The organism is Parabacteroides sp. CAG:2, assembly GCF_000436315.1.
In the GTDB taxonomy this organism is placed as follows: Bacteria; Bacteroidota; Bacteroidia; order Bacteroidales; family Tannerellaceae; genus Parabacteroides; species Parabacteroides distasonis.
In genome coordinates this window covers 1-20,654 of record NZ_FR885309.1, presented here as the reverse complement: position 1 = coordinate 20,654, position 20,654 = coordinate 1, and the positions used below count along the sequence as shown (strand labels likewise).

The window sequence follows — 20,654 nt, the reverse complement described above, 5'->3', positions numbered from 1 at the left end:
GCTCTACGCTTATGCGGATGCCCGGAGGAATCCCGGCGAGGCGATCGTAGCCTTGGGACACCTCCACGCTACCGGAGCCGAGTTGTCGGACGACGACCGGAGCGAGCGCGCCATCATGGGAGGTCTGGAGTCCGTATCCGCGGATACCTTCGACGCCGGGATCGCTTATACGGCGCTGGGGCATATCCATAAAGCGCAACGGATCGGCGGGCGCGAGGCGGTACGTTACGCCGGAAGCCCGCTTCCCATGTCGTTCTCGGAGAAGAATTACCGGCATCAAGTGATAGCCGTAGCGGTCGAGGAGGGGAAGGTCGCTGGTATCGAGGCGATCGAGATCCCAAGAGTTGCGGACTTGCTGCGTATACCGGACAGCCCGTTACCACCGGAGGAGGTCTTGCGATGCCTCGCCGGGCTTCCGGAGCCGGAGGAGGGCAGGGAGGACGAGAGCCGCTGGCCTTACGTGGAGATACGGGTCCTGCTGACGGAGCCGGACCCTACGTTCCGCCATCGGGTAGAGGAGGCGTTGGTCGGGAAGGCGGTCCGCCTCACCTCCATCGTTCCTTCGTATCCCCGGCGGGAAGGGGAGGCGGAGGAGAGGGCCTTATCGTATAATGATTTGCAAAAGATAGCCCCGCTGGATATGCTGAGGCATACGTTTGCCGTGAAATACGGAGGCGAGTTGCCCGAGGAGATAGAGACATTGTTTGACGAGGTGATGAGGGAGGTTGTTTTATGAGAGTGCTGGCGATCAGAGGACGCAATCTGGCGTCGCTGGAAGGAGAGTTTTCCATTGATTTTACGGAAGAGCCTTTGGCTTCGGCGGGTATCTTCGCTATATCCGGGCCTACGGGGGCGGGAAAATCCACGTTGCTGGATGCCATGTGCCTCGCCCTTTTCTCCCGTACGCCGCGAACGGAGCTGGCGAGGGAGAATAACGTGCGGCTGAGGGACGTGCAAGAGGAGGTGTTGCCGCAAAGCGACCCCCGCTTCCTCTTGCGCCGCGGGACGGCCTCGGGCTACGCCGAGGTGGATTTCGTGGCGCTGAACGGGTGTCGGTATCGCGCCCGCTGGTCCGTATCCCGGGCCCGGGAGAAGGAGAGTGGACGTTTGCAGGCCGCTCGCCTTACATTATATAATATAGATGCCGGTAAAGAGGAGCCGGGAACCAACAAGGACCTGCAAGCCCGTATCATCGAGCTGATCGGCCTGACTTTCGATCAGTTCACCCGCTCGGTACTCTTGGCCCAGAACGATTTCTCTACCTTCCTGAAAGCGGAGCAGGGCGAGAAGGCCTCCTTGCTGGAAAAACTGACCGGTACGGAGCAATACTCGGAGATCTCCCGCCGGATCTTCGCCAAGAACACCGAGGCGAAGGAGGCCTACGAGCAGCTATACGCCCGCGTACAAGGCATAGAGCTTCTATCGGAGGAGGAGGTGGAAGCCTCCCAAACCCGCCTTTCGGTCTTGGAGGTGGAGCTGGCCCGCCTGGAGAAGGCGAGGGTCGAGCGGCAAAGCTTGCGGGAGGCCGTGAAAGCGGCCGAGGTCCAGATCGCCTCGAAGGAAAAACAGCGGGAGGAGAACGCCCGTTTCTTGGAACGGGCGTTGGCATCGCTGGAAACCTCAAGGAAGGAGTATGAGCAAGGAGAGGTGCGATTGGCGAGGACGGATGAGGAATCAAAGAGTTTGCGACTGGAATTGCAGCAGGCCCGGAAATTGGACGTGCAACTGGAATCGGCCTTGAAAGCCCGCTCCGAGGCCGATGAACGGATGAAAGAGTTCTCCCGGCGGAAGCAGGAGGCGGAAGAGAAACTCAGGAAGGTGGAAGAGCGGCAGAAGAAAGCCTCGGAGGAATGGGACAAGCTGACGGCGTGGCGTGAACGCTACCGGGGCAAGGAGGGGATCGCCGAGCAACTGTCGGCCTTGTTGATCCATCTGGATACCAGCCTTACGGCTCGCCGGGCAGTCGAGCGGTCGGACAAGGCCTTGCTAACTATCCGACAGAAAATTCAGCGGTTGGAGGTTCTGAGGCAATCCTTGCGGCGGGAAGCGGAGACGCACGCCAAGGAACAGGTAAAGATCGAGGAAGAGCGGAAGTCCGTAGCGCTTGCCCTCAAGGAATTGGAACCGGAGGCTTTGGATCGATCGATCGAGACCTGCCGTACGGAACGGGAGCGTTTATTGTTGGAGCAAGCCCAGTTCGTGACGACTGGCGATATCAAAAGCCTGCGGGATAAGCTGACCGCCGGAACGCCTTGCCCGGTCTGCGGAAGCCTTGAGCATCCTTTCGCCTCTCACGAGGCGCATGAGCGTCTGTTGGCCTTGGCGGATCACATCTCGGAAGCTACCCTGCGCCTCAAGCGGCTTCTCGACCGGAAAGAACGGCAGGAGGCCTGCGGGAAACAACTCGCCGCCCTGCAACAGAAAGAATTGGAGCTGCATAAACAAATCGCCGCAGACGAGAACGCACGGACAGAATTAAGGAACCAGCTACAATCCCTGTCCGAGCAAATCGACCGGGAAGAACTGGATAAGCGGGAGCAGCAGGAGAAGCTGTCCCAATCCCTATCCGCCGCCAACGCCCTGTTCGGGAACGACGCATGGCAGACGGGCTGGAACAAGGACCCGGAAAGCTTCCGGGAGACCTTGACGGATTTCGCCCGCCAGTGGCAAGCCAACGGGGAACGCTTGCGGGAACTGGAACGGGAGCGGAGCGCCTATAAAGCGGAACGGGAGTCGTACGAGGCTTTCCTCCCTCCCTTGCGTAAGCAGTACGAGGACGCCGCGAAAGCCTACGACGAGAAGAATCAATCCTATACCCGTTTGCGTTCGGAGCGGAATCTCCTGCTGGGAGGCCAGCCCGCCGACCAAGTGGAACGTACCTTCCACGAACGGGTGGAAGCCTTGAAGAACCATTTGAAGCAGCTGCAAGAGAGTACGACGAAGCACGCCGGCGAGGTGGAGCAATACCGGGGGATTACGGAACAGATCAAGAAGGATCTGGCGGAGACTTCCGGTCTCCTTTCCGCACGCCGGCAGGAGCTGGATAACTGGATGGTCGCCTATCAAGAGAACTCCGAGGGGAAGACGCTGGAGGAATCTCTGTCGGAAATGACGGCCCAAAAGTCTGAATGTAGTTTCCGTCTGCGTACGCACGAGGAGAATAAGCGGAAGATAGCCGGCTTCCAGCAAGAGCTCTCGGAGCGGAGGGTGGTGAGCGAGCGTTGGGCGAAGCTGAATGAATTGGCAGGCTCGGCGGATGGCGCCAAGTTCCGTAGGATCGCCCAAGGCTACACCTTGGATGTCTTGTTGAGTTACGCGAATGTGCAATTGCGGCAACTATCCCGGCGTTACCGGTTGGAGCGTGTGCCGGATACCTTGGCTTTGCAGGTGATCGACCAAGATATGTGCGACGAGATCCGTACCGTGCATAGCCTTTCCGGAGGGGAATCTTTCTTGGTCTCGCTGGCCTTGGCGCTAGGCTTGTCCTCGCTCTCCTCGAACCGGATGAAGGTAGAGAGCTTGTTTATCGATGAGGGCTTCGGCTCTTTGGATGCGGAGACGTTGCGGGTCGCTATGGATGCCTTGGAGAGCCTGCGTACGCAAGGGCGCAAGATCGGCGTTATCTCGCACGTACAGGAAATGACGGAACGTATTCCCGTGCAGATTCGGGTGAACCGGGCGGGAAACGGACGGAGTTATCTGGAAGTCATATAGCTTTACCAGCCATTGTGATGGATCTGTTGGACGTTGTATTTGTTTTTGGGAGTCTCTTTCTGCATGGGGTATCCAACAGGTATGACGTTCAACGGCATGATATGATCCGGTAGCCGAAGCTCTTTCCGGACGATCTCGATCCGGTCCGGATAGGGGTAAACAGCCGTCCATACAGCTCCCAATCCCATGGATTCGGCGGCAAGTAACAGGTTTTGCGAGGCGGCGGAACAATCCAGAAACCAAGCGTTGGAGGATTTGATCGTATCGCCGCAAACGACGATCGCTTGCCTTGTCTCTTTCAGCATCCGGGCGAAGGGAAGGCCTTCGGCCATCGCATCCAAGGCTTTCCGGTCGGTTACGATAATGAATTCCCAAGGTCGCCTGTCACGGGAGGAAGGGGCGGCCATTCCAGCTCGTATCAGTTTGTCTATCTTTTCCTTTTCTACCGGGCGATCTTTGTACTTACGTACGCTTTTGCGATTGAGTATCGTTTCCAAGGTCTGGTTTTCCGGTTCCTGCCGCTGGTTCCCCGTAGAGGAGCAGGCCATGAGGAAAACGGTGATCAAGAAGAAAAGACAGATTCTCATAAAAACGGGTTTATATGGTTTATAACGGATTATTTACTTAATATCAACGTAGAAGGCATCTTCTGCAAGGCTTCTTTCCGGTGCTCGGAGACATCGTTCCATGTCTTATAACTGATCAGCATGAAGTTGAAGCCGTTGAAAGACTGGGGCGTAAGGTCTTTCTCTCGTAGAAGCGTGGTCTGCTTCACGTCTTCCGTGAATCGCAGGATTCCTTCCTTGATCACCTCGTTCCCCGGGGTCGTGCTGCTGGATTTATCAAGTACGCTGGCCGAGCCGTGTGTAGACTTCAATAAGGTCTGGGCGTATCCCAACAGGAATAAATCCTCCTCGGAGTCGATGACCACGATTACGTTCGATGCCTTGACGAAATTCCGGTTCACGAATACACCTACCGGGCAATTGCTTTGCTCGATAAACATCTTCGTCTTGTCTTTCAATAAGGCACCCGGATAAAACCAGGATTCCGGAGCCTTGAAGCGTTTGAAATAACGGTTGTAGAACGAGGCCCGATAATGGCTTGCCGCTATATCGTCCGGTGTGTTGCTCATCGATATCCCGGAACCGACCAGAAGGAAATCGTACCCCTCATTGTTTACGATGCTACAAATATCCACTCCGGCGTTGTTCGATACCTCGTAGCGGGTCTGTATCTGAATGCCCAGCTTCTTGGCCCCGTAAAGGATCGGGCCGAAGCTGACTTCCTCAAAATTATCCGTGTGTAGCGGGTTTACATCCGAGCCAACCGTCAAATGCAGTGCCGTCAGCTCCAGTTTGTTTTTGCCTTGGGCGAACATCTGGTAGGCTACGTCCAGCATGATCTGTCCATTTCCGGCTCGTCCGAAGGACAACAGTACCTTGAATATCCCCTCCAATGGCATTCTCTCTTTTTGCTCCATCAGCTTGTCATGCGCTCGGTAACAGAATTTGATGAATGAGACCAACGGTGTTGTCATAAAGGTGGTGACCAGCGTCATTAGCACTAAGATCACGAATACGGAAGGCGTCAATATCCCCATCTCGTACCCGATCGTCAATACGACCAGCTCCATCAACCCGCGGGTGTTCATGAGTGCCCCTATGTATAGGCTATCCTTCCAGCTCTCACCCACGAATCGGGCGGAGAACATCGCTCCCCCAAACTTTCCCGCGATGGCCACGACTATGAAGATAAGGCATAGCCACCATAACTCAGGCTTGTTTAGAAGACCTATTTCCGTACGTAATCCGGTAGATACGAAGAATAAGGGAAGAAATAGAGCAAGGGATACATCCTCTACTTTCTCGGTCATGATCTTGCGGAATTTGACATTTCCCGGCATCACCACCCCTGCGATAAAAGCGCCGAACAAGGCATGCAATCCCAATATCTCAGTCAGATAAGCCGAGGTGATCAATAGCAAGAAGATGAAAGCTACTAGCCCCTTGTCGATTACCTCCTTGTTGTGGTAAATATGTCCGATCATCCGCAGGAATGGCCGCACCGCCAAAAACATAAACACTATGTAAAGGACTGAGAATAAAATGTTGTAAACGGCACTTAGCATCGAACCCGCTTGTGCGATCGCTATGACAACCGCTAGCAAGCACCATGCGGTGATATCCCCATTCGCTGCGCTTGCCAACGAGATGGTACCCAAATGTGTCTTGGTAAGTCCTTTCTCTTGGATAATACGTGCCAATACGGGAAAGGCGGTAATACTCATGGCGATACCTATAAACAAGGCGAAAGAGAGGAAAGGCGTACTCTTATCCGCATATTTGTCGTACACGAAATAGGCGGTCAACATACCGAAAAAGAAGGGGACGATCGTACTGGTATGACTGATTAAGATCGTCTCTTTCAGCTTTTTCCTTACCTCGGAGATATTAAGTTCCATCCCGATAGCGAACATAAAGAGTATAAGTCCGAATTGACTCAGCATATTTATATTCACCAACGATTCCACAGGGAAAAGGAAGGCGGAAGCCTCCGGGAATAAATTGCCTAATACGGACGGCCCTAGCACGATTCCGGCAACGATCTCGCCGATGACGGTGGGTTGCCCGATCTTCTGGAATAACCAACCGAACAAACGGCACGTAAGCAATATCGTGATGATTTGTAAAAGCAGAATTCCTATGGAAGACTCGATATTATGTACTAATAATTGAGTAAATATGGTAAATCCCTCTTCTAAATTACTAGGTGCGTTTTGGATGGACGCAATCGAATTTTCCAGTTGCTGACTTTCCCCTTCTTTGGCGATAAAGTACATCAGCGAACCGAAAATGAGGATCATCATTAGGTAAAAGGCTATACTTTTTGTTCCTTTGCTCATCTTTGTACGGTTTACCGCGAATATAAGAAATATCCTAATATTATCAATGGGTATGTTTTTTTCTTTTATCTTTGCCGAGAACCAAATTATAATAAATCATGGAGTCTCTAAATCTGATAAAAAATGACCCGTGGCTGGCCCCTTATGAGGCGGCTATAGAAGGCCGGTATCAATACGTGATTGATAAAGAAAAGAGCCTGACGAATAATGGTAAACTAACCTTATCCGAGATGGCTTCCGGATATCTTTATTTTGGGTTACACAAAACCACGAAAGGCTGGGTGTTCCGTGAATGGGCGCCGAATGCTACCGCTATTTATTTGATTGGAACATTCAACGGATGGCAGAAAGATAATAAATACAAGCTTAAACGTAAGGCGAATGGCGTATGGGAGATCGCTTTGACCGATGCGCAGATGTATCATGAGGACTTGTTTAAGTTGCTGGTCGAGTGGGACGGCGGTAGCGGAGAACGTATTCCCGCATGGACTCGCCGGGTGGTGCAAGATGAGCAATCTAAGATATTCAGCGCTCAAGTATGGAACCCGGAGAAACCTTATAAATTCAAGAATAAACGATTCAAACCTAAGAAGTCTCCCCTTTTGATTTACGAGTGCCATATCGGTATGAGCACCAACGAGGAGAAGGTGGGGACGTATAATGAATTCCGTCAAAATATATTGCCTCGTGTAGCGAAGGATGGTTATAACGCCATTCAGATCATGGCTATACAAGAACATCCTTATTATGGATCGTTCGGCTATCACGTAAGTAGCTTCTTCGCCGCCTCTTCCCGTTTCGGTACGCCGGACGAGTTGAAACAACTGATTGACGAGGCGCACGGGATGGGGCTCGCCGTGATCATGGACATCGTACATAGCCACGCCGTAAAGAACGAGGTGGAGGGATTAGGCCGCTTTGACGGTTCGTATGACCAATATTTCCTGAGTGGCGAACGCCGTGAGCATCCGGCATGGGATTCCCTGTGCTTCAATTATGGAAAGAACGAGGTGCTTCATTTCTTATTGTCGAATTGTAAGTTCTGGCTGGAGGAGTATAAGTTCGATGGTTTCCGTTTCGACGGCGTGACCTCCATGCTTTACTACAGCCATGGCTTGGGCGAGGCTTTCTGTAATTACGGCGATTATTTTAATGGCCACCAAGATGGCGACGCTATCGCTTATCTAACCTTGGCCAATAAATTGATCCATGAGGTGAATCCGGGCGCTATAACGATCGCCGAGGAGGTGAGTGGCATGCCGGGTTTGGCGGCTAAGATAGAGGATGGTGGTTATGGCTTTGATTATCGCATGGCCATGAACATCCCGGACTATTGGATCAAGACGATCAAGGAAAAGAAGGATGAGGATTGGCATCCGTCTTCGATCTGGTGGGAGACGACGAACCGTCGTGCCGATGAGAAGACGATCAGTTATGCCGAGAGCCACGATCAAGCCTTGGTGGGTGATAAGACGATCATCTTCCGCTTGATCGACGCCGATATGTATTGGCATATGCAAAAAGATGACCATAATTTCATGGTAGATAGAGGTATCGCCTTGCATAAGATGATCCGTTTGGTTACGGCTTCTACTATTAATGGCGGTTATCTGAACTTCATGGGAAATGAGTTCGGGCATCCGGAATGGATCGACTTCCCGAGGGAGGGCAATGGATGGTCTTATAAATACGCTCGCCGCCAATGGGATTTGGTGGACAACTTGGATTTGAAGTACCATTTCTTGGGCGATTTCGACCGTGAGATGTTGGAATTGATCGGGGATGTGAAGAATTTCCAAGATACCCCTATCCAGAAGGTTTGGGATAATGATGGCGATCAGATATTGGCTTATATGCGTAAAGACTTGGTTTTTGTGTTCAACTTTAGCCCGACGAAATCGTTCACGGATTACGGTTTCTTAGTTCCGAAGGGAGAATATGAGGTCGTATTGAACACCGATGCTACCCGTTTCGGGGGGTTTGGCTTGGCTGATGATACCATAAGGCATTTCACGCAATTTGATCCGTTATATAAGAAAGAAAAGAAAGAATGGCTGAAACTTTATATCCCGGCACGTAGCGCCGTCGTATTAAGGAAAGTGAAGGTCAAAAAGTAAAACTCTATACACAAAACACGTTATGTTATATCCATTTACATTTAAGCCGATCCTCAAGAAGGTGATTTGGGGCGGTTCAGATATCTGCCCGTTTAAGGGTATTACTCCGGTTGAGAATGGTGTAGGCGAGAGCTGGGAGCTTTCTCATGTTGAGGGAAATTATTCAATCGTCGATAATGGCGAGTTGGAAGGTAAGTCTTTGGATGAGTTGATCCGCTCTTATGGCAAGGAATTGCTGGGAGAGAAGGTGATGGAGAGATTCGGGACGACTTTCCCCTTGCTTATCAAGTTTATCGATGCCCGTGATAATTTATCCATTCAAGTTCACCCGGACGATGAGCTGGCGAAAAAACGCCACAACTCTTTCGGTAAGACGGAGATGTGGTATGTGATCAAGGCAGAGAAAGGCGCTGGCCTGTATTCCGGTTTCTCTGAGCAAATCGACGCTGAGGAATATGTGAAACGTGTGGAGAACAATACGATCATGGATGTGCTTCAACGTTACGACGTAAATGAAGGCGATGTATTCTTCTTGCCGGCGGGACGTGTGCATGCGATCGGAGCGGGTTGTTTTATCGCCGAGATCCAGCAGACCAGTAATATCACGTATCGTATTTACGATTACAACCGTAAAGATGTGAACGGTAATGGCCGTGAGCTGCATACGGAATTGGCGAAAGACGCGATCGATTATACGTTGTATCCGGATTACCGTACTCACTACAAAGGTCATACGAATGCCACGGTAGAGTTGGCGGACTGTAAGTATTTCACGACAAACCTTTTGGATCTGGATACGATTATGGTTCGTAATTTCTCGGAACTGGATTCTTTTGTCGTTTATATCTGTATGGCAGGCAAGGCTTCCATCCGTGATAATAAAGGAAACGAGATCTTTGTACACCAAGGTCAAACTGTCTTGATCCCTGCGGACACGGAGGTAATAACCATCTCTCCGGCTCCGGGCGCTAAGTTCATGGAGACTTATATCGGTCAATAAGATCGATGCGCTAAATAATAATGAGGGGGTGTGTCAAATCTAATAAACCGGACTTTTGACACATCCCCTTTTTATTATCCTTTCCTGCAAACGCAGTCTATCAGATGATCATTGATAAATCCCGAAGCCTGTAGGTGGGCGTAACAAATTGTAGGTCCGAAGAATTTGAAGCCCCTCTTCTTCATGTCCTTGCTCATGGCTTCGGATTCAGGCGACGTGACAGGGATCTCGCTCAATGACCGGAATGTGTTGATAATCGGTTTTCTGTCGGGAAAGAATGACAGGGTGTAATTGTAAAAGCTGCCGAACTCCTTTTGTATGGCGAGGAACAGCCTTGCGTTTGTGATTGTGGATTTGATTTTCTGGCGGTTTTTCACGATACCCTCAAACCGCATCAACCGTTCAACATCCTCATCGGTCATTTGCGCTACCCGTTCGGTGTCGAAGTCACAAAAAGCCTTACGATATCCCTCACGCTTCCGAAGGATTGTTATCCAACTCAATCCGGCTTGAGAGCTTTCCAATACAAGAAACTCGAACAGTGTTTTATCGTCAGTCACCAACTTTCCCCACTCTTGATCGTGGTACGCCATATACAACTCGTCAGTTCCGCACCAACCGCAACGCCCGTTTATTAGATCTTCCATAATGTATGATATTACTGATTTTTCGGATAGGGATAAAAAGACAATCCGTTATACATAAATCGATAAGTAGGGACATCAACGCCGAGCTTCTCCGCTTGACGAATAACATATCCGGTCAATGTTTCCAACTCTGTTTTTTTCCCGGCGAGAAAATCACTATGCATGGAAGTCGTGGAGCCGGCCGGCATCATCTTTTGCGTCTCGATGGAAGTATAGACGATGTCATCGGGTAAACAGACTCCCATAGCCTCCGCTACGCTTTTTAATTCCGTACCCAAAGCGATGAATAGATCAATATGTTGGGCTAGTACTTCATCAATGGGCTGGTTGAAGAAACTCGTAGCCGTAGCCGCCGTAGAGATCATGAAGAATTTCTTCCAGATGCGTAGGTCTATATCCGCTGGATTAAAAGCGTTTAACCGGGCATACATAAGTAATTTAAGCAACTCGGTTTGCTTATCTTTGTTTGCATCTTTGTTGCCGAAGAAAATACGTTCCTTCAAGGAGAATTTCTCGACAACACCCGGCTCTGTCAAGCGGGAACCGATATAAACACATCCTTTCCAGACCTCTTGTCCGGGTAGTATATTATGGATTCGTTCTTCGATATCCAATCCGTTTAGCAAGGGGATGATAACGGTCTTAGGTCCGATAACAGGCTTTAGCTGCTGGATGTTTTCTTCTAGATCGTAACTTTTTGTACAACAGAAAAGGTAGTCTACCGGCCCTATCTCGGCGGGATTATCGGTGGCTAGTGCCGGAGCCGTATGGATTGTCCGGATGCCTAGTTGCATTTGTAAACCTTTTTCACGGATAGCCTTTAGATTTTCTCCACGGGCGATAAAAAAGATATCTGCTTTTATTGTTCCTTGATAGCGGGCGGCGACCATACCTCCGTAATAACCACCCACCGCACCGATACCAGAAAACGCTATTCTTAATTTAGCCATACTATTATATTCCTTTTATTTGCAAATATGAGAAAAAAAAGGCTCTCATTTATATCAGTTTCAGTTCTTTTAGTAAATCCGGAATGGATTGTTCGAAGTTCACGCCAAAGCGATAATCCGTTTGCGCCTTGAATGTTCGAAGAATACTTTCTGCCGTGAAGCGAACGGCTATTTCCGCAGATCTCTCCAAGTTGAAATTATTTAACAAACCGGACAGTAAAGCACTTGCGAAAACATCTCCCGTACCATGATAATAACCGGGTATTTTCTCTGTTAAAACATACTCTGTCGCATTTCGTTCCATATCGAAAGTGGCGGCTCCCAGTTCTTTCTCGTCGAAATAGACACCGGTCAAGACAACTTGCTTAGGGCCTAGCTGACTTAGCTTATGTAAAATACCATCGATATAAGCTTTGGTATAGGGACCTGCTTGGTAGGGTTCGCCCAACAATAATGCGGCCTCCGTCAGGTTCGGCACGATAATATCCGCTCTTTCACAAAGGGATCTCATTCCTTTCGCAAATTTAGGGGTGAAGATCTTGTACAGTTCTCCGTTATCGCCCATGACAGGATCGACTAGAATCAGGTTATCTTCCCGCTTGAAAAGGGAGAAGAACTCTTTTACGATATCTAATTGCTCGAAAGATCCAAGAAAGCCGCTGTAGACGGCGTCGAAACGGATATCTAATTCTTTCCAATGCTTCATGAACGGACGCATATCTTCCGTCAAGTCTCTATATGTATAGCCGAGAATACCTCCTGTGTGTGTAGAAAGTATGGCCGTAGGTAAGGCGCTTGTCTCTATTCCTGCCGCCGAGAGGATCGGGAGGGCAACTGTCAATGAACATTTGCCGAATCCCGATAGGTCATGAATGGCGGCTACTCTTTTTTGTTGTTCCTTATTCATCTTGAATCGATTAAAATGTGATAGGAAAACAAGAGCGGATCGGTAAAGGTTTATTTTACTTTCCTAGAAATAGTTCCATGTCTTCGTCTACACTACCTATTCCGGCGATCCCGAAATTATCGACCAATACTTTGGCTACATTCGGCGACAAGAACGCTGGCAATGTCGGTCCTAAGTGAATGTTTTTTACGCCTAGGTAGAGTAGGGCGAGTAATACGATTACCGCTTTTTGCTCGTACCATGCGATATTGTATGCGATAGGTAATTCATTGACATCATCCAGCCCGAAGATCTCTTTTAACTTGAGGGCGATCATCACCAATGAGTAACTGTCATTACATTGTCCGGCATCTAATACCCGTGGAATACCTCTGATCTCCCCCAAAGGCAGTTTGTTGTAACGATATTTGGCACAACCGGCGGTTAATATGACGGTATCTTTCGGTAATTTCTCGGCGAATTCGGTATAGTAGCTACGGCTCTTCATTCTTCCGTCGCAACCTGCCATGACAAAGAATTTACGTATCGCTCCTGATTTTACGGCATCGATAACCTTGTCGGCTAATTGGAATACCTGTTCATGAGCGAATCCACCGATGATTTCCCCATGTTCGATTTCCGTTGGAGGGGCGCATTTCTTTGCGTGTTCGATTAACGCAGAGAAATCCTTAGAGCCTCCGGGCTTACGATCGGCGATATGTGGGAATCCTTCGAACCCGGTAGAGCCGGTCGTATAGACCCGATCGGCATAAGTGGCGGAAGAACGGGGAGGGACAAGGCAGTTGGTCGTAAACAGGATAACTCCGTTGAATGTCTCGAAATCGGATGTTTGTTTCCACCAGGCGCTACCGTAGTTTCCTACAAAATGCTTATACTTCTTGAAAGCCGGGTAATAATGTGCAGGAAGCATCTCGCCATGTGTATAGACATCTACGCCTGTACCTTCGGTTTGTTCCAGCAAGTCTTGAATGTCTCTCAAGTCGTGCCCGCTGATAAGTATACCCGGGTTCTTTCCTACGCCGATATTCACTTTCGTAATTTCCGGGTTACCATAGGTGGAAGTATTCGCTTTATCTAATAAGGCCATGGCTTTTACTCCGTATTCGCCGCAGGTGAGTACCCATTGGGTTAAATCGGCGACAGTCAGGTCTGATCGAGTCGTCGCTACCAAGGCATCTTGCATAAAGGCATAGAGGCTGGTATCCTCGAAACCTAGGTTGTAAGCGTGCTCCACGTAGGCGGCCATACCTTTAACCCCATAAGTGAGTAATTCGCATAGAGAACGGATATCCTCGTTTTCTGTGGCAAGAATACCTACTTCTTTCGCTTTGACCTCCATTTCCTCTACTTTATCCGATTTCCAAGTCAGACAGTCGCAGGTTAAGGAAAGATGGATTCCCAGTCGATGCAATTCGTTGAGAAGGTTCTCCCGTAGCTGATAGGCTTCCTTGATCTTTGAGACGAACCTGGATGAATCGAAATTGGCGTTTGTGATGGTCATGAAAAGTCCGTCTACGATAAACTTATTGGCCGTGGATGATTCCACGCCTTGTTTGCGTAAAGTCGTTGTTAATTTGGAGATTCCCTTCATTAAGTACATCAGTAAATCTTGTAATCCGGCCACTTCGGCGGTCTTACCACATACACCTTTTAATGTGCAGCCCTTTCCTTGGGCGGTTTCTTGACATTGATAACAGAACATAGCTTTTATTTTTAAAGTTTATCGCGAATGTAGGGGGGAGAAGGTCGTTTAATCTGTAACAGTTGTTACACTCTTTGATTATTTTCTTTATCTTTATCCGCAAAAGGAAGTTTTATGAATCTGAGTTTGTGTCCTATTTGCGGAAAATTGTCTGAGGAAGAGCAAACCGCTCTTTTCAGTTCGTTGGATTATTCGACAAGGTCGTTTAAGAAAGGTGACTGGGTGGCTCGTCAGGGAGATGCCTTATCTTCGCTTTATCTATTGAGTAAAGGACGGGTAAAGACTGAGATGATCACCGAAAGCGGGACAATTCTGGAAGTGGAGACTTTATCGGCGCCTACTCCTTTGGCCTCCGCATTTTTGTTTGCGGAAAATAATCGCTTCCCGGTAGATGTTATCGCCTTGGAGGAATGCGAGATTATTTTAATACCTAAGAGTGCGGTGATGCGTTTGCTGGCGACAAACGAGCATTTTCTTCAAAGCTATATGGCTTTTAACGCCAACCGAACACAATTTCTTTCTGAACGTCTTCAATTATTATCGATTAAGACCATTAAAGGTAAACTGGCTTACTATATACTTAAACGTATTCAAGGGGATCATTATAAGCAGGATCGTAATCAAACAGAGCTTTCGGAATATTTTGGAGTGGCTCGTCCTTCATTGGCCCGTAGTTTCTCGGAAATGATAGAGGAAGGGGCTATTTCCCGGGAAGGGAAAATAGTTGATATGAATAAGCTGAAAAGCTACGTGCTTTGAAAATCCATCTACGAATGTACTTGTTCTCGAAACAACTCCCTCTCTATATATGTTACTAGAGTAGATGATTTTTCATTCGACATGGTTATGATGATAAATGAATTAAATACAGGCTTGATTGAAGCTTTAAAAGAAAAACTTCCCCCTAAGACAAATTTGGCGAATCTGTTGATGGATACCCTTTATATTGGCAGAGAAGCCATTTATAGGCGCTTACGTGGCGAGGTTCCTTTCACCTTGGAAGAGGCTGCTCTTATCTCAAGGAAATTGGGTGTGTCATTGGATAAAATAGTAGGGGTTAGTTTTGGTGCCAATGCCGTGTTCGACTTGAATGTGGTAGATCACGATGATCCTTTTAATGCTTATTTTACGATCTTGTCTAGATATGTGAAGATCTTTAGGGCCTTTCAGGATGATCCTACTACGGCTTTGGGTACCTCTTCCAATACTATTCCTCAGACCCTTTATTTGAAGCATGACCTTTTGTCAAAGTTTCGTTTATTTAAGTGGATGTATCAGAATAAGCATATCCAATGCAATCATTTTGAGAATCTGAAGATACCGGAAAAACTGGTTGATACCCAAAGAGAATTTGTATCGTTGACACAGTATATCCATTCTACGGATTATATTTGGGATAATATGATCTTCCATCATTTGGTCAATGACATTAAATATTTCTCCGATATCCATCTTATTTCCTGTGAGGATATACAACGTATCAAAGAGGAGTTATTAGTGTTGGTGGATGAATTGGAAGAACTTGCCATGAGAGGAAAGACCGAGGCTGGCAATAGTGTACGAATTTATGTATCGCATATTAACTTTGAGGCTACGTATAGTTATCTGGAAACAAGTTCTTTGCAGTTAAGTATGATACGGGTTTACTCGATAAATTCTATTACGACACAGGATACTGAGATGTTTAATAGCTTGAAAGACTGGATTCAATCTTTAAAAAAGTTCTCTACCATGATCTCCGAGAGTGGAGAGATGCAACGTATCCAGTTTTTCAATAGACAAAGGGAGATTATAAATACGCTTTAGGGTTTGAATCTGTTTCGATAAATGAAACAACCTAGATATTCCGATTGCGCGATTCGAAATTTATAGGTGCTTTTTTAGTTTAATTTCGTTTTCTATCTTTTTCTGTCTGTGTTTGCTTTAATTAGAAAAGGAACAATTCTCATAGGCTTGCTTTATCGTACAAAACTATCGTTTACATGTTTTACATTTGCCAAATGTATCAAGGAATATTAATAGTTGGAAATAAGGTATAAGGCAATGAAAGATAGTATTGTAAATGAATTGATAACCGCAATGAAAGATAGGCTTCCTCCCGGACAAAATCTTGCTAATTTCTTGACGGATACTTTATGTATCGGGAGAGAGGCGGTGTACCGCAGGCTTCGTGGGGAGGTCGCTTTTACGATTGATGAGGTTGCGCAAATTTCCTGTAAGTTGGGATCAGATCATAGGTAATCACTTGTATAATAGAGTGACTTTCGATATGAACTTGCTCCGATCCGCTAATGCGATAGAAAGTTATTATGAGATTATTGATCGTTATTTACGGATTTAACGTATTGACTTTATGAAAAGTCAGAGGTTGGTTATCGATGCGTTATAAAAATGAAGAGGCTTTACACGATAAAGGTTAAAGAACTAGTTAATTTCGCCCGGATTCTACTTAAGGATTGAGCCGTGACACCTAGATAAGAAGCTATATATTTTAGGGGGACGGATTGGATGATTTCGGGCTGCTTGTCCAATAGAATGGCGTAACGTTCAATGGCGGTTCGTTTGTAAGAACTTAACCATGAAGTCTCGATCTCAAGCATAAAATTCTCTAGAATCCTTCTTCCGATATTTGCTAATTGCACGGAGGATTGAAATAGGATTTCTAGTTTCTGTTTGGATAGGCAATACGCCTCGCTTTCCGTAACGGCTTCTATGGTATAAAGAGAAGGAGAGCCGGAAGTATATCCCCATACCGGGAGTGCGATCTCGCTCTCCACGGCGAACCAAAAGGTATCTTCCGTCCCATCTTTAAATGTATAAGCCCGCCAGATTCCCTTGGATAAGATATACATATTCGTGTTTATCTCACCTTCATGTACGATTATATCTTTAGGGACAAACGACATCATCTCTGCGCTTTCCAGCAATAACCGCATGGCCTGCTCAGAGATTGAAAACCGTTCCATCACTTTCTGGCGAACTTCCTCTTTCATGCTCTTGTACGTTTCAATAGATAGTATACCACAATGATTACAAAAGTAATTAATTCCGACAAAGGTACGGCCAGCCAAATACCTTTAATTCCGCAGACAACAGGTAGGTACATGAAACTTAGGGTGATAATCACGATTCCTCGTAGAATAGTGAATAGCGTAGCGGGTTTGAAACGTTCTATGCTCTGGTAGTACCCGATACAAACGATATTGAGAGCGAAAAAGACATATCCCAAAGAAAAATAGGGAATACCGGAGATTGCTATCTCGTAAGCGTTGCCATGATTACCGAGAAATAAGGAGGAGACTTCCGGGCAGAATAAAATAGTACCCACGCAGGCGAGTCCTCCGCACACGACAGCGCATAGCAGGGCTAACTTAAACGCCTGCCGTACTCTTTTCCACTGCTGTATGCCATAGTTGTAGCTTATGATCGGCTGGGTAGACTGGGCGATCGCATTGTTCACCATGAATACGATAGGAAAGCAATAACAGGCTACACTATAGGCGGCAACCCCGTCTTCCCCAAGGTATCTCATGAATATATAATTACCCACCAGCATCATACAAGCGATAGCTGCCTCAGTTAAGAATGCGGAAGAACCAAGCTTTACCATGTATCCGATATTGCGGATTGTCAATAAGATACTTTTAATCGAGAATTTAGGGCGGTAAAGATGTAATACTTTAGAAAAACCTACGATATAAACCACGATCATAATACTTCCTACGATTACGGAAATAGCGGAAGCTAAAGCGGCTCCCATTAATCCCCAATGCAATGGGAAAACGAAAATATAGTCTAATGTTAGGTTTATCAGGGCCGGGATAGCGCTGCATAACATGGCGTATGTAGGTGATCCGTCTAACCGGATAATGAATAACCCGATATTCAATAACATGTAAAAGGCAAGGAACGGGACGATCCAGTTCATATATTCCAATACGGAGGGCAATAATTGCTCGGAACTACCCAATAAAAGAGCGACCTCAGCACGGAATGTCATCACTAACAAGGAAAGCGATAACATAATACATAATGAGACCGAAAGCGCTTGCGTGATATTAATATTCGCTACCTTAACTTTCTGGTGTGAAAGGTGGATCGAGGCGACGATAGATGCGCCTACTCCGAACATAAGCCCGATTCCGGTTGCTAACATGAAAAAAGGAGCCACGATATTTACCGCAGCCAAGGCGTCATTTCCTACGCCTCTTCCTACGAATATTCCATCGGCGATATTAATAGTGGCGGAAAGGATCATACCTAATAAGGTAGGGATAAACATCATACGGAACAACTTCGGAATGTTCATTGTTCCAAAATCAATACTGTCTTGCATCATCAGTTTCTTTTCTTTTTATTTTTGCGGCACAAAAGTAGGCTTCTCTATTTAGAAAAAAGTTACCATTAGGGTAAAAAACGGAGTATTTATCAAGTTTGAATTCGATAGCTTATATTTCCTTTGTACATTTGTCCATAATTAAATAGAATAGTGACATAGTGAAAGACGCATTTATAAAACTGCATATATCTATTATTTTGGCAGGTGCGACGGGCATATTTGGAAAATTGATTAGCTTGAATGAAGCCCTATTGGTCTGGTATCGTATGATGCTTGCGTCTTTGTTGTTTTTACTCGTTTTATCCGTCAGCAAAAGATTGAATCGAATTTCTTTCGGGGATGCCTTGAGAATAGGGGGAGTAGGGTTATTGCTGGGATTGCATTGGGTTTTCTTTTATGGAAGTATAAAGGCTTCGAATGTGTCTATTGGAGTGGTTTGTTTTTCTCTGGTAGGTTTCTTTACGGCTTTTCTAGAGCCATTGATTAATTGTCATAGAGTGTCTTTCAAGGAGGTTGTTTTTAGTTTGTTGACTTTATTCGGGGTGGTACTGATTTTCCATTTCGATACTCGCTATCGTTTAGGAATAGGTTTGGGTATTATATCATCCGCTTTAGCGGCTTTGTTCACGATCACGAATAAGAAGATCGGAAATAATTATTCAACAAGTACCATGCTCTTGTATGAAATGGTAGGTGGCTTTATCGGGCTTTCCTGTATTTTACCGTTCTATTTGCGATATTTTCCTGTATCGACGATTGTTCCCGGGCTATTAGATTTTACTTATTTATTGCTTTTAGCTTCTGTTTGTACGATTGGTTTGTATTTACTTCAGATACAAGTCCTGAAAAAGATCTCTGCGTTCACGATAAACTTGAGTTATAATCTGGAACCTATTTATAGCATTATCTTGGCTATGCTTCTTTTTAGTGAGGCTAAAGAGTTGAACGCCGCTTTTTATATAGGGCTAGGGGTAATAATATTGTCTGTCATCTTACAAACACTAAGTGTTATTCGATCAAACAAGAAGATTTAGTGTAGGTAACAAAAAATCTAAAAAGTCCCACAAATCGTTGGATTTGTGGGACTTAGCTGTTTATTGTCTGGTTAGTTCTGCGGAGAGAGCGGGATTCGAACCCGCGAAACCCTTTAGGGGTTTACACGCTTTCCAGGCGTGCCTCTTCAACCACTCGAGCATCTCTCCAAGGTCTTGTTGAAACCGGGTGCAAAGGTATTGATTTTTTTTGATTATGCAAGAGTTTCGCTTGCGAATTTACATAGAGATGCAATGTCTGGATGCGATTACTTGGCTCACCCGATATTTATTGGGAACAGAGTTAATTCAAAGGGATAAAACAAGAATCGCGGATGTCAGCTTAACGCGATGAATGGTATCTTTTTGATTGAAATGCCTTCTTTTTCACGACACGGCTCTCTGGCTATAAAAGCCAACGAGCGTAAACGGGGAGCGCGAACAAGCTGCCACAACCGCTTTTTAACACGATAAACGTCGCTTTTTAACGAATATATACGTATCAACCTACACATATAGCTGTATCAACTCACACATATAGCAGTGTCAACCCACACATATAGTCGCGTCAAGCTACACATATAGTGGCGTAAGCCTACACATATATAGGTATCGGCCCTCACATGCGGTAGCGTTGGGCATTATTACCGCCTAACGACCGTAAAACATGAACTAGGGTGAATTATTTCGACTGGAACGAAAGGCCGTTTTTCAGCAAACAGCTATCAAATAGAGAATTGCTGTTTTTTTCTCTCGAATTGGGAAGCGAGACTCACTTAGGTACGGAATAATCGATTCTCCGGGACTTCAGATTACAAGTTGTCAAAAAGACAAATGGGCCACTTGTATCTATAGTTCCTCTGCCATTTCCCGATAACCATCGGGGAAGAGACGGTTAATGTATAATTTATGCCTTGTCAGGTGAATAACTTACGGCTTGTCAAGTGAATAACTTACGGCTGGGGGTAGCCGTAAGCTTACGAGTCTGGAAGTGGTTAGTTATTCACTTGGGAAGCCTTTCTCAAGTGAGTTGGCCTGTTGATTAACAGGATATAAGACAGCGATTTATATGGCAATGGTTATCCCATGATCTCATCTGTTGGCCGACTTCTATATTTCTGTAGGTCGACTTGTCTTAGGTTGCCGGCTGAAATATAGATGAGCCTGAAGATACCCCCACTGATTATCAGGTGAGCCGAATTTTCTTCTGATAAGGCATTGGACACAAGACTTATAGGCAATAAAAAACCTACAAATCAGCGATTTGTAGGTTTTTGTCCACTTACTCTCTTGTTTTGTTCAGTAGGTTCTGCGGAAAGACAGGGATTCGAACCCCGGGAAC

General features: G+C 46.6%; 15 protein-coding genes, 1 tRNA gene and 1 pseudogene. 8 read left to right on the top strand and 9 right to left on the bottom strand.

The annotated features are described in order from the left end of the window. Window positions 1–736, top strand: a 736-nt coding sequence (locus tag QVP94_RS12450) for an exonuclease SbcCD subunit D (RefSeq protein WP_288213266.1), incomplete at its 5' end; no start/stop codon positions are given. Continuing rightward, window positions 733–3,714 carry an SbcC/MukB-like Walker B domain-containing protein gene (locus QVP94_RS12445; RefSeq protein WP_022192729.1) on the top strand — a complete coding sequence of 994 codons (2,982 nt, stop codon included), beginning with the start codon at window positions 733–735 and terminating at the stop codon, window positions 3,712–3,714. The genes QVP94_RS12450 and QVP94_RS12445, both read left to right, overlap by 4 nt. A gap of 2 nt (window positions 3,715–3,716) precedes the next feature. Here the strand turns inward: QVP94_RS12445 and QVP94_RS12440 are convergent, their stop codons facing one another. Together QVP94_RS12440 and QVP94_RS12435 are read right to left on the bottom strand one after the other, a co-directional pair. Next, window positions 3,717–4,301, bottom strand: coding sequence for a nitroreductase family protein (locus tag QVP94_RS12440; protein ID WP_022192728.1), 585 nt, complete (start codon window positions 4,299–4,301; stop codon window positions 3,717–3,719). Between the two features lie 29 nt (window positions 4,302–4,330). Continuing rightward, a complete protein-coding gene (locus QVP94_RS12435) occupies window positions 4,331–6,619 on the bottom strand; it encodes a cation:proton antiporter (protein ID WP_008779573.1) in 2,289 nt (762 codons plus the stop codon). Between the two features lie 98 nt (window positions 6,620–6,717). Here QVP94_RS12435 and QVP94_RS12430 point away from each other — a divergent pair, with 98 nt between their 5' ends. Together QVP94_RS12430 and QVP94_RS12425 are read left to right on the top strand one after the other, a co-directional pair. Next, window positions 6,718–8,736 (top strand): alpha amylase C-terminal domain-containing protein, encoded by a 2,019-nt coding sequence (locus QVP94_RS12430; protein ID WP_022192727.1) that lies wholly within the window; start codon window positions 6,718–6,720, stop codon window positions 8,734–8,736. A 22-nt stretch (window positions 8,737–8,758) separates the two neighbouring features. Next, complete coding sequence (locus tag QVP94_RS12425; RefSeq protein WP_005866237.1) at window positions 8,759–9,736, top strand: type I phosphomannose isomerase catalytic subunit; 978 nt, start codon at window positions 8,759–8,761, stop codon at window positions 9,734–9,736. Between the two features lie 74 nt (window positions 9,737–9,810). On the opposite strand, the gene QVP94_RS12420 is transcribed toward QVP94_RS12425, so the two are convergent. From QVP94_RS12420 to hcp, 4 genes are read right to left on the bottom strand one after another with little or no spacing between them, the layout of a single operon-like run. Next, the gene (locus tag QVP94_RS12420; RefSeq protein ID WP_005858179.1) at window positions 9,811–10,383 is read right to left on the bottom strand and encodes a DNA-3-methyladenine glycosylase I; all 573 of its coding nucleotides are present in this window, start codon (window positions 10,381–10,383) and stop codon (window positions 9,811–9,813) included. Between the two features lie 11 nt (window positions 10,384–10,394). After that, entirely contained in the window at window positions 10,395–11,333 is a 939-nt protein-coding gene (locus QVP94_RS12415; RefSeq protein WP_005858178.1) for a ketopantoate reductase family protein, read from the bottom strand. Window positions 11,334–11,382: 49 nt separating this feature from the next. Further along, window positions 11,383–12,240 (bottom strand): pyridoxamine kinase, encoded by an 858-nt coding sequence (locus QVP94_RS12410; protein WP_005858177.1) that lies wholly within the window; start codon window positions 12,238–12,240, stop codon window positions 11,383–11,385. A gap of 55 nt (window positions 12,241–12,295) precedes the next feature. Beyond that, window positions 12,296–13,942, bottom strand: a complete 1,647-nt coding sequence (hcp, locus tag QVP94_RS12405) for a hydroxylamine reductase (protein ID WP_022192726.1) — start codon at window positions 13,940–13,942, stop codon at window positions 12,296–12,298. A 114-nt stretch (window positions 13,943–14,056) separates the two neighbouring features. Between hcp and QVP94_RS12400 the strand changes: the two genes are divergently transcribed. The 3 genes and pseudogenes from QVP94_RS12400 to QVP94_RS12390 all read left to right on the top strand — a co-directional run. Next, window positions 14,057–14,701 (top strand): Crp/Fnr family transcriptional regulator, encoded by a 645-nt coding sequence (locus QVP94_RS12400; protein ID WP_005858175.1) that lies wholly within the window; start codon window positions 14,057–14,059, stop codon window positions 14,699–14,701. Between the two features lie 87 nt (window positions 14,702–14,788). Next, a complete protein-coding gene (locus tag QVP94_RS12395) occupies window positions 14,789–15,748 on the top strand; it encodes a hypothetical protein (protein WP_022192725.1) in 960 nt (319 codons plus the stop codon). 237 nt (window positions 15,749–15,985) lie between these two features. Next, a pseudogene (locus QVP94_RS12390) lies at window positions 15,986–16,280 on the top strand (hypothetical protein); the annotation flags it as partial. Window positions 16,281–16,344: 64 nt separating this feature from the next. On the opposite strand, the gene QVP94_RS12385 reads toward QVP94_RS12390, so the two are convergent. Together QVP94_RS12385 and QVP94_RS12380 are read right to left on the bottom strand one after the other, a co-directional pair. Continuing rightward, entirely contained in the window at window positions 16,345–16,935 is a 591-nt protein-coding gene (locus tag QVP94_RS12385) for a Crp/Fnr family transcriptional regulator (protein WP_009017123.1), read from the bottom strand. Next, window positions 16,932–18,281 carry an MATE family efflux transporter gene (locus tag QVP94_RS12380; protein ID WP_022192723.1) on the bottom strand — a complete coding sequence of 450 codons (1,350 nt, stop codon included), beginning with the start codon at window positions 18,279–18,281 and terminating at the stop codon, window positions 16,932–16,934. The genes QVP94_RS12385 and QVP94_RS12380 overlap by 4 nt, the downstream gene beginning before the upstream one ends. 158 nt (window positions 18,282–18,439) lie before the next feature. On the opposite strand from QVP94_RS12380, the gene QVP94_RS12375 reads away from it, so the two are divergent. After that, window positions 18,440–19,315 (top strand): DMT family transporter, encoded by an 876-nt coding sequence (locus QVP94_RS12375; protein WP_022192722.1) that lies wholly within the window; start codon window positions 18,440–18,442, stop codon window positions 19,313–19,315. Between the two features lie 80 nt (window positions 19,316–19,395). Here the strand turns inward: QVP94_RS12375 and QVP94_RS12370 are convergent. Continuing rightward, window positions 19,396–19,483, bottom strand: a tRNA-Ser gene (locus QVP94_RS12370). Between the last annotated feature and the right edge of the window lie 1,171 nt (window positions 19,484–20,654).

Bases quoted from the DNA above. Each gene is read 5' to 3' on its own strand.
- QVP94_RS12445 (WP_022192729.1), top strand. From the start codon at position 733: ATGAGAGTGCTGGCGATCAGAGGACGCAATCTGGCGTCGCTGGAAGGA.
- QVP94_RS12440 (WP_022192728.1), bottom strand. From the start codon at position 4,301: ATGAGAATCTGTCTTTTCTTCTTGATCACCGTTTTCCTCATGGCCTGC.
- QVP94_RS12435 (WP_008779573.1), bottom strand. From the start codon at position 6,619: ATGAGCAAAGGAACAAAAAGTATAGCCTTTTACCTAATGATGATCCTC.
- QVP94_RS12430 (WP_022192727.1), top strand. From the start codon at position 6,718: ATGGAGTCTCTAAATCTGATAAAAAATGACCCGTGGCTGGCCCCTTAT.
- QVP94_RS12425 (WP_005866237.1), top strand. From the start codon at position 8,759: ATGTTATATCCATTTACATTTAAGCCGATCCTCAAGAAGGTGATTTGG.
- QVP94_RS12420 (WP_005858179.1), bottom strand. From the start codon at position 10,383: ATGGAAGATCTAATAAACGGGCGTTGCGGTTGGTGCGGAACTGACGAG.
- QVP94_RS12415 (WP_005858178.1), bottom strand. From the start codon at position 11,333: ATGGCTAAATTAAGAATAGCGTTTTCTGGTATCGGTGCGGTGGGTGGT.
- QVP94_RS12410 (WP_005858177.1), bottom strand. From the start codon at position 12,240: ATGAATAAGGAACAACAAAAAAGAGTAGCCGCCATTCATGACCTATCG.
- hcp (WP_022192726.1), bottom strand. From the start codon at position 13,942: ATGTTCTGTTATCAATGTCAAGAAACCGCCCAAGGAAAGGGCTGCACA.
- QVP94_RS12400 (WP_005858175.1), top strand. From the start codon at position 14,057: ATGAATCTGAGTTTGTGTCCTATTTGCGGAAAATTGTCTGAGGAAGAG.
- QVP94_RS12395 (WP_022192725.1), top strand. From the start codon at position 14,789: ATGATGATAAATGAATTAAATACAGGCTTGATTGAAGCTTTAAAAGAA.
- QVP94_RS12385 (WP_009017123.1), bottom strand. From the start codon at position 16,935: ATGAAAGAGGAAGTTCGCCAGAAAGTGATGGAACGGTTTTCAATCTCT.
- QVP94_RS12380 (WP_022192723.1), bottom strand. From the start codon at position 18,281: ATGATGCAAGACAGTATTGATTTTGGAACAATGAACATTCCGAAGTTG.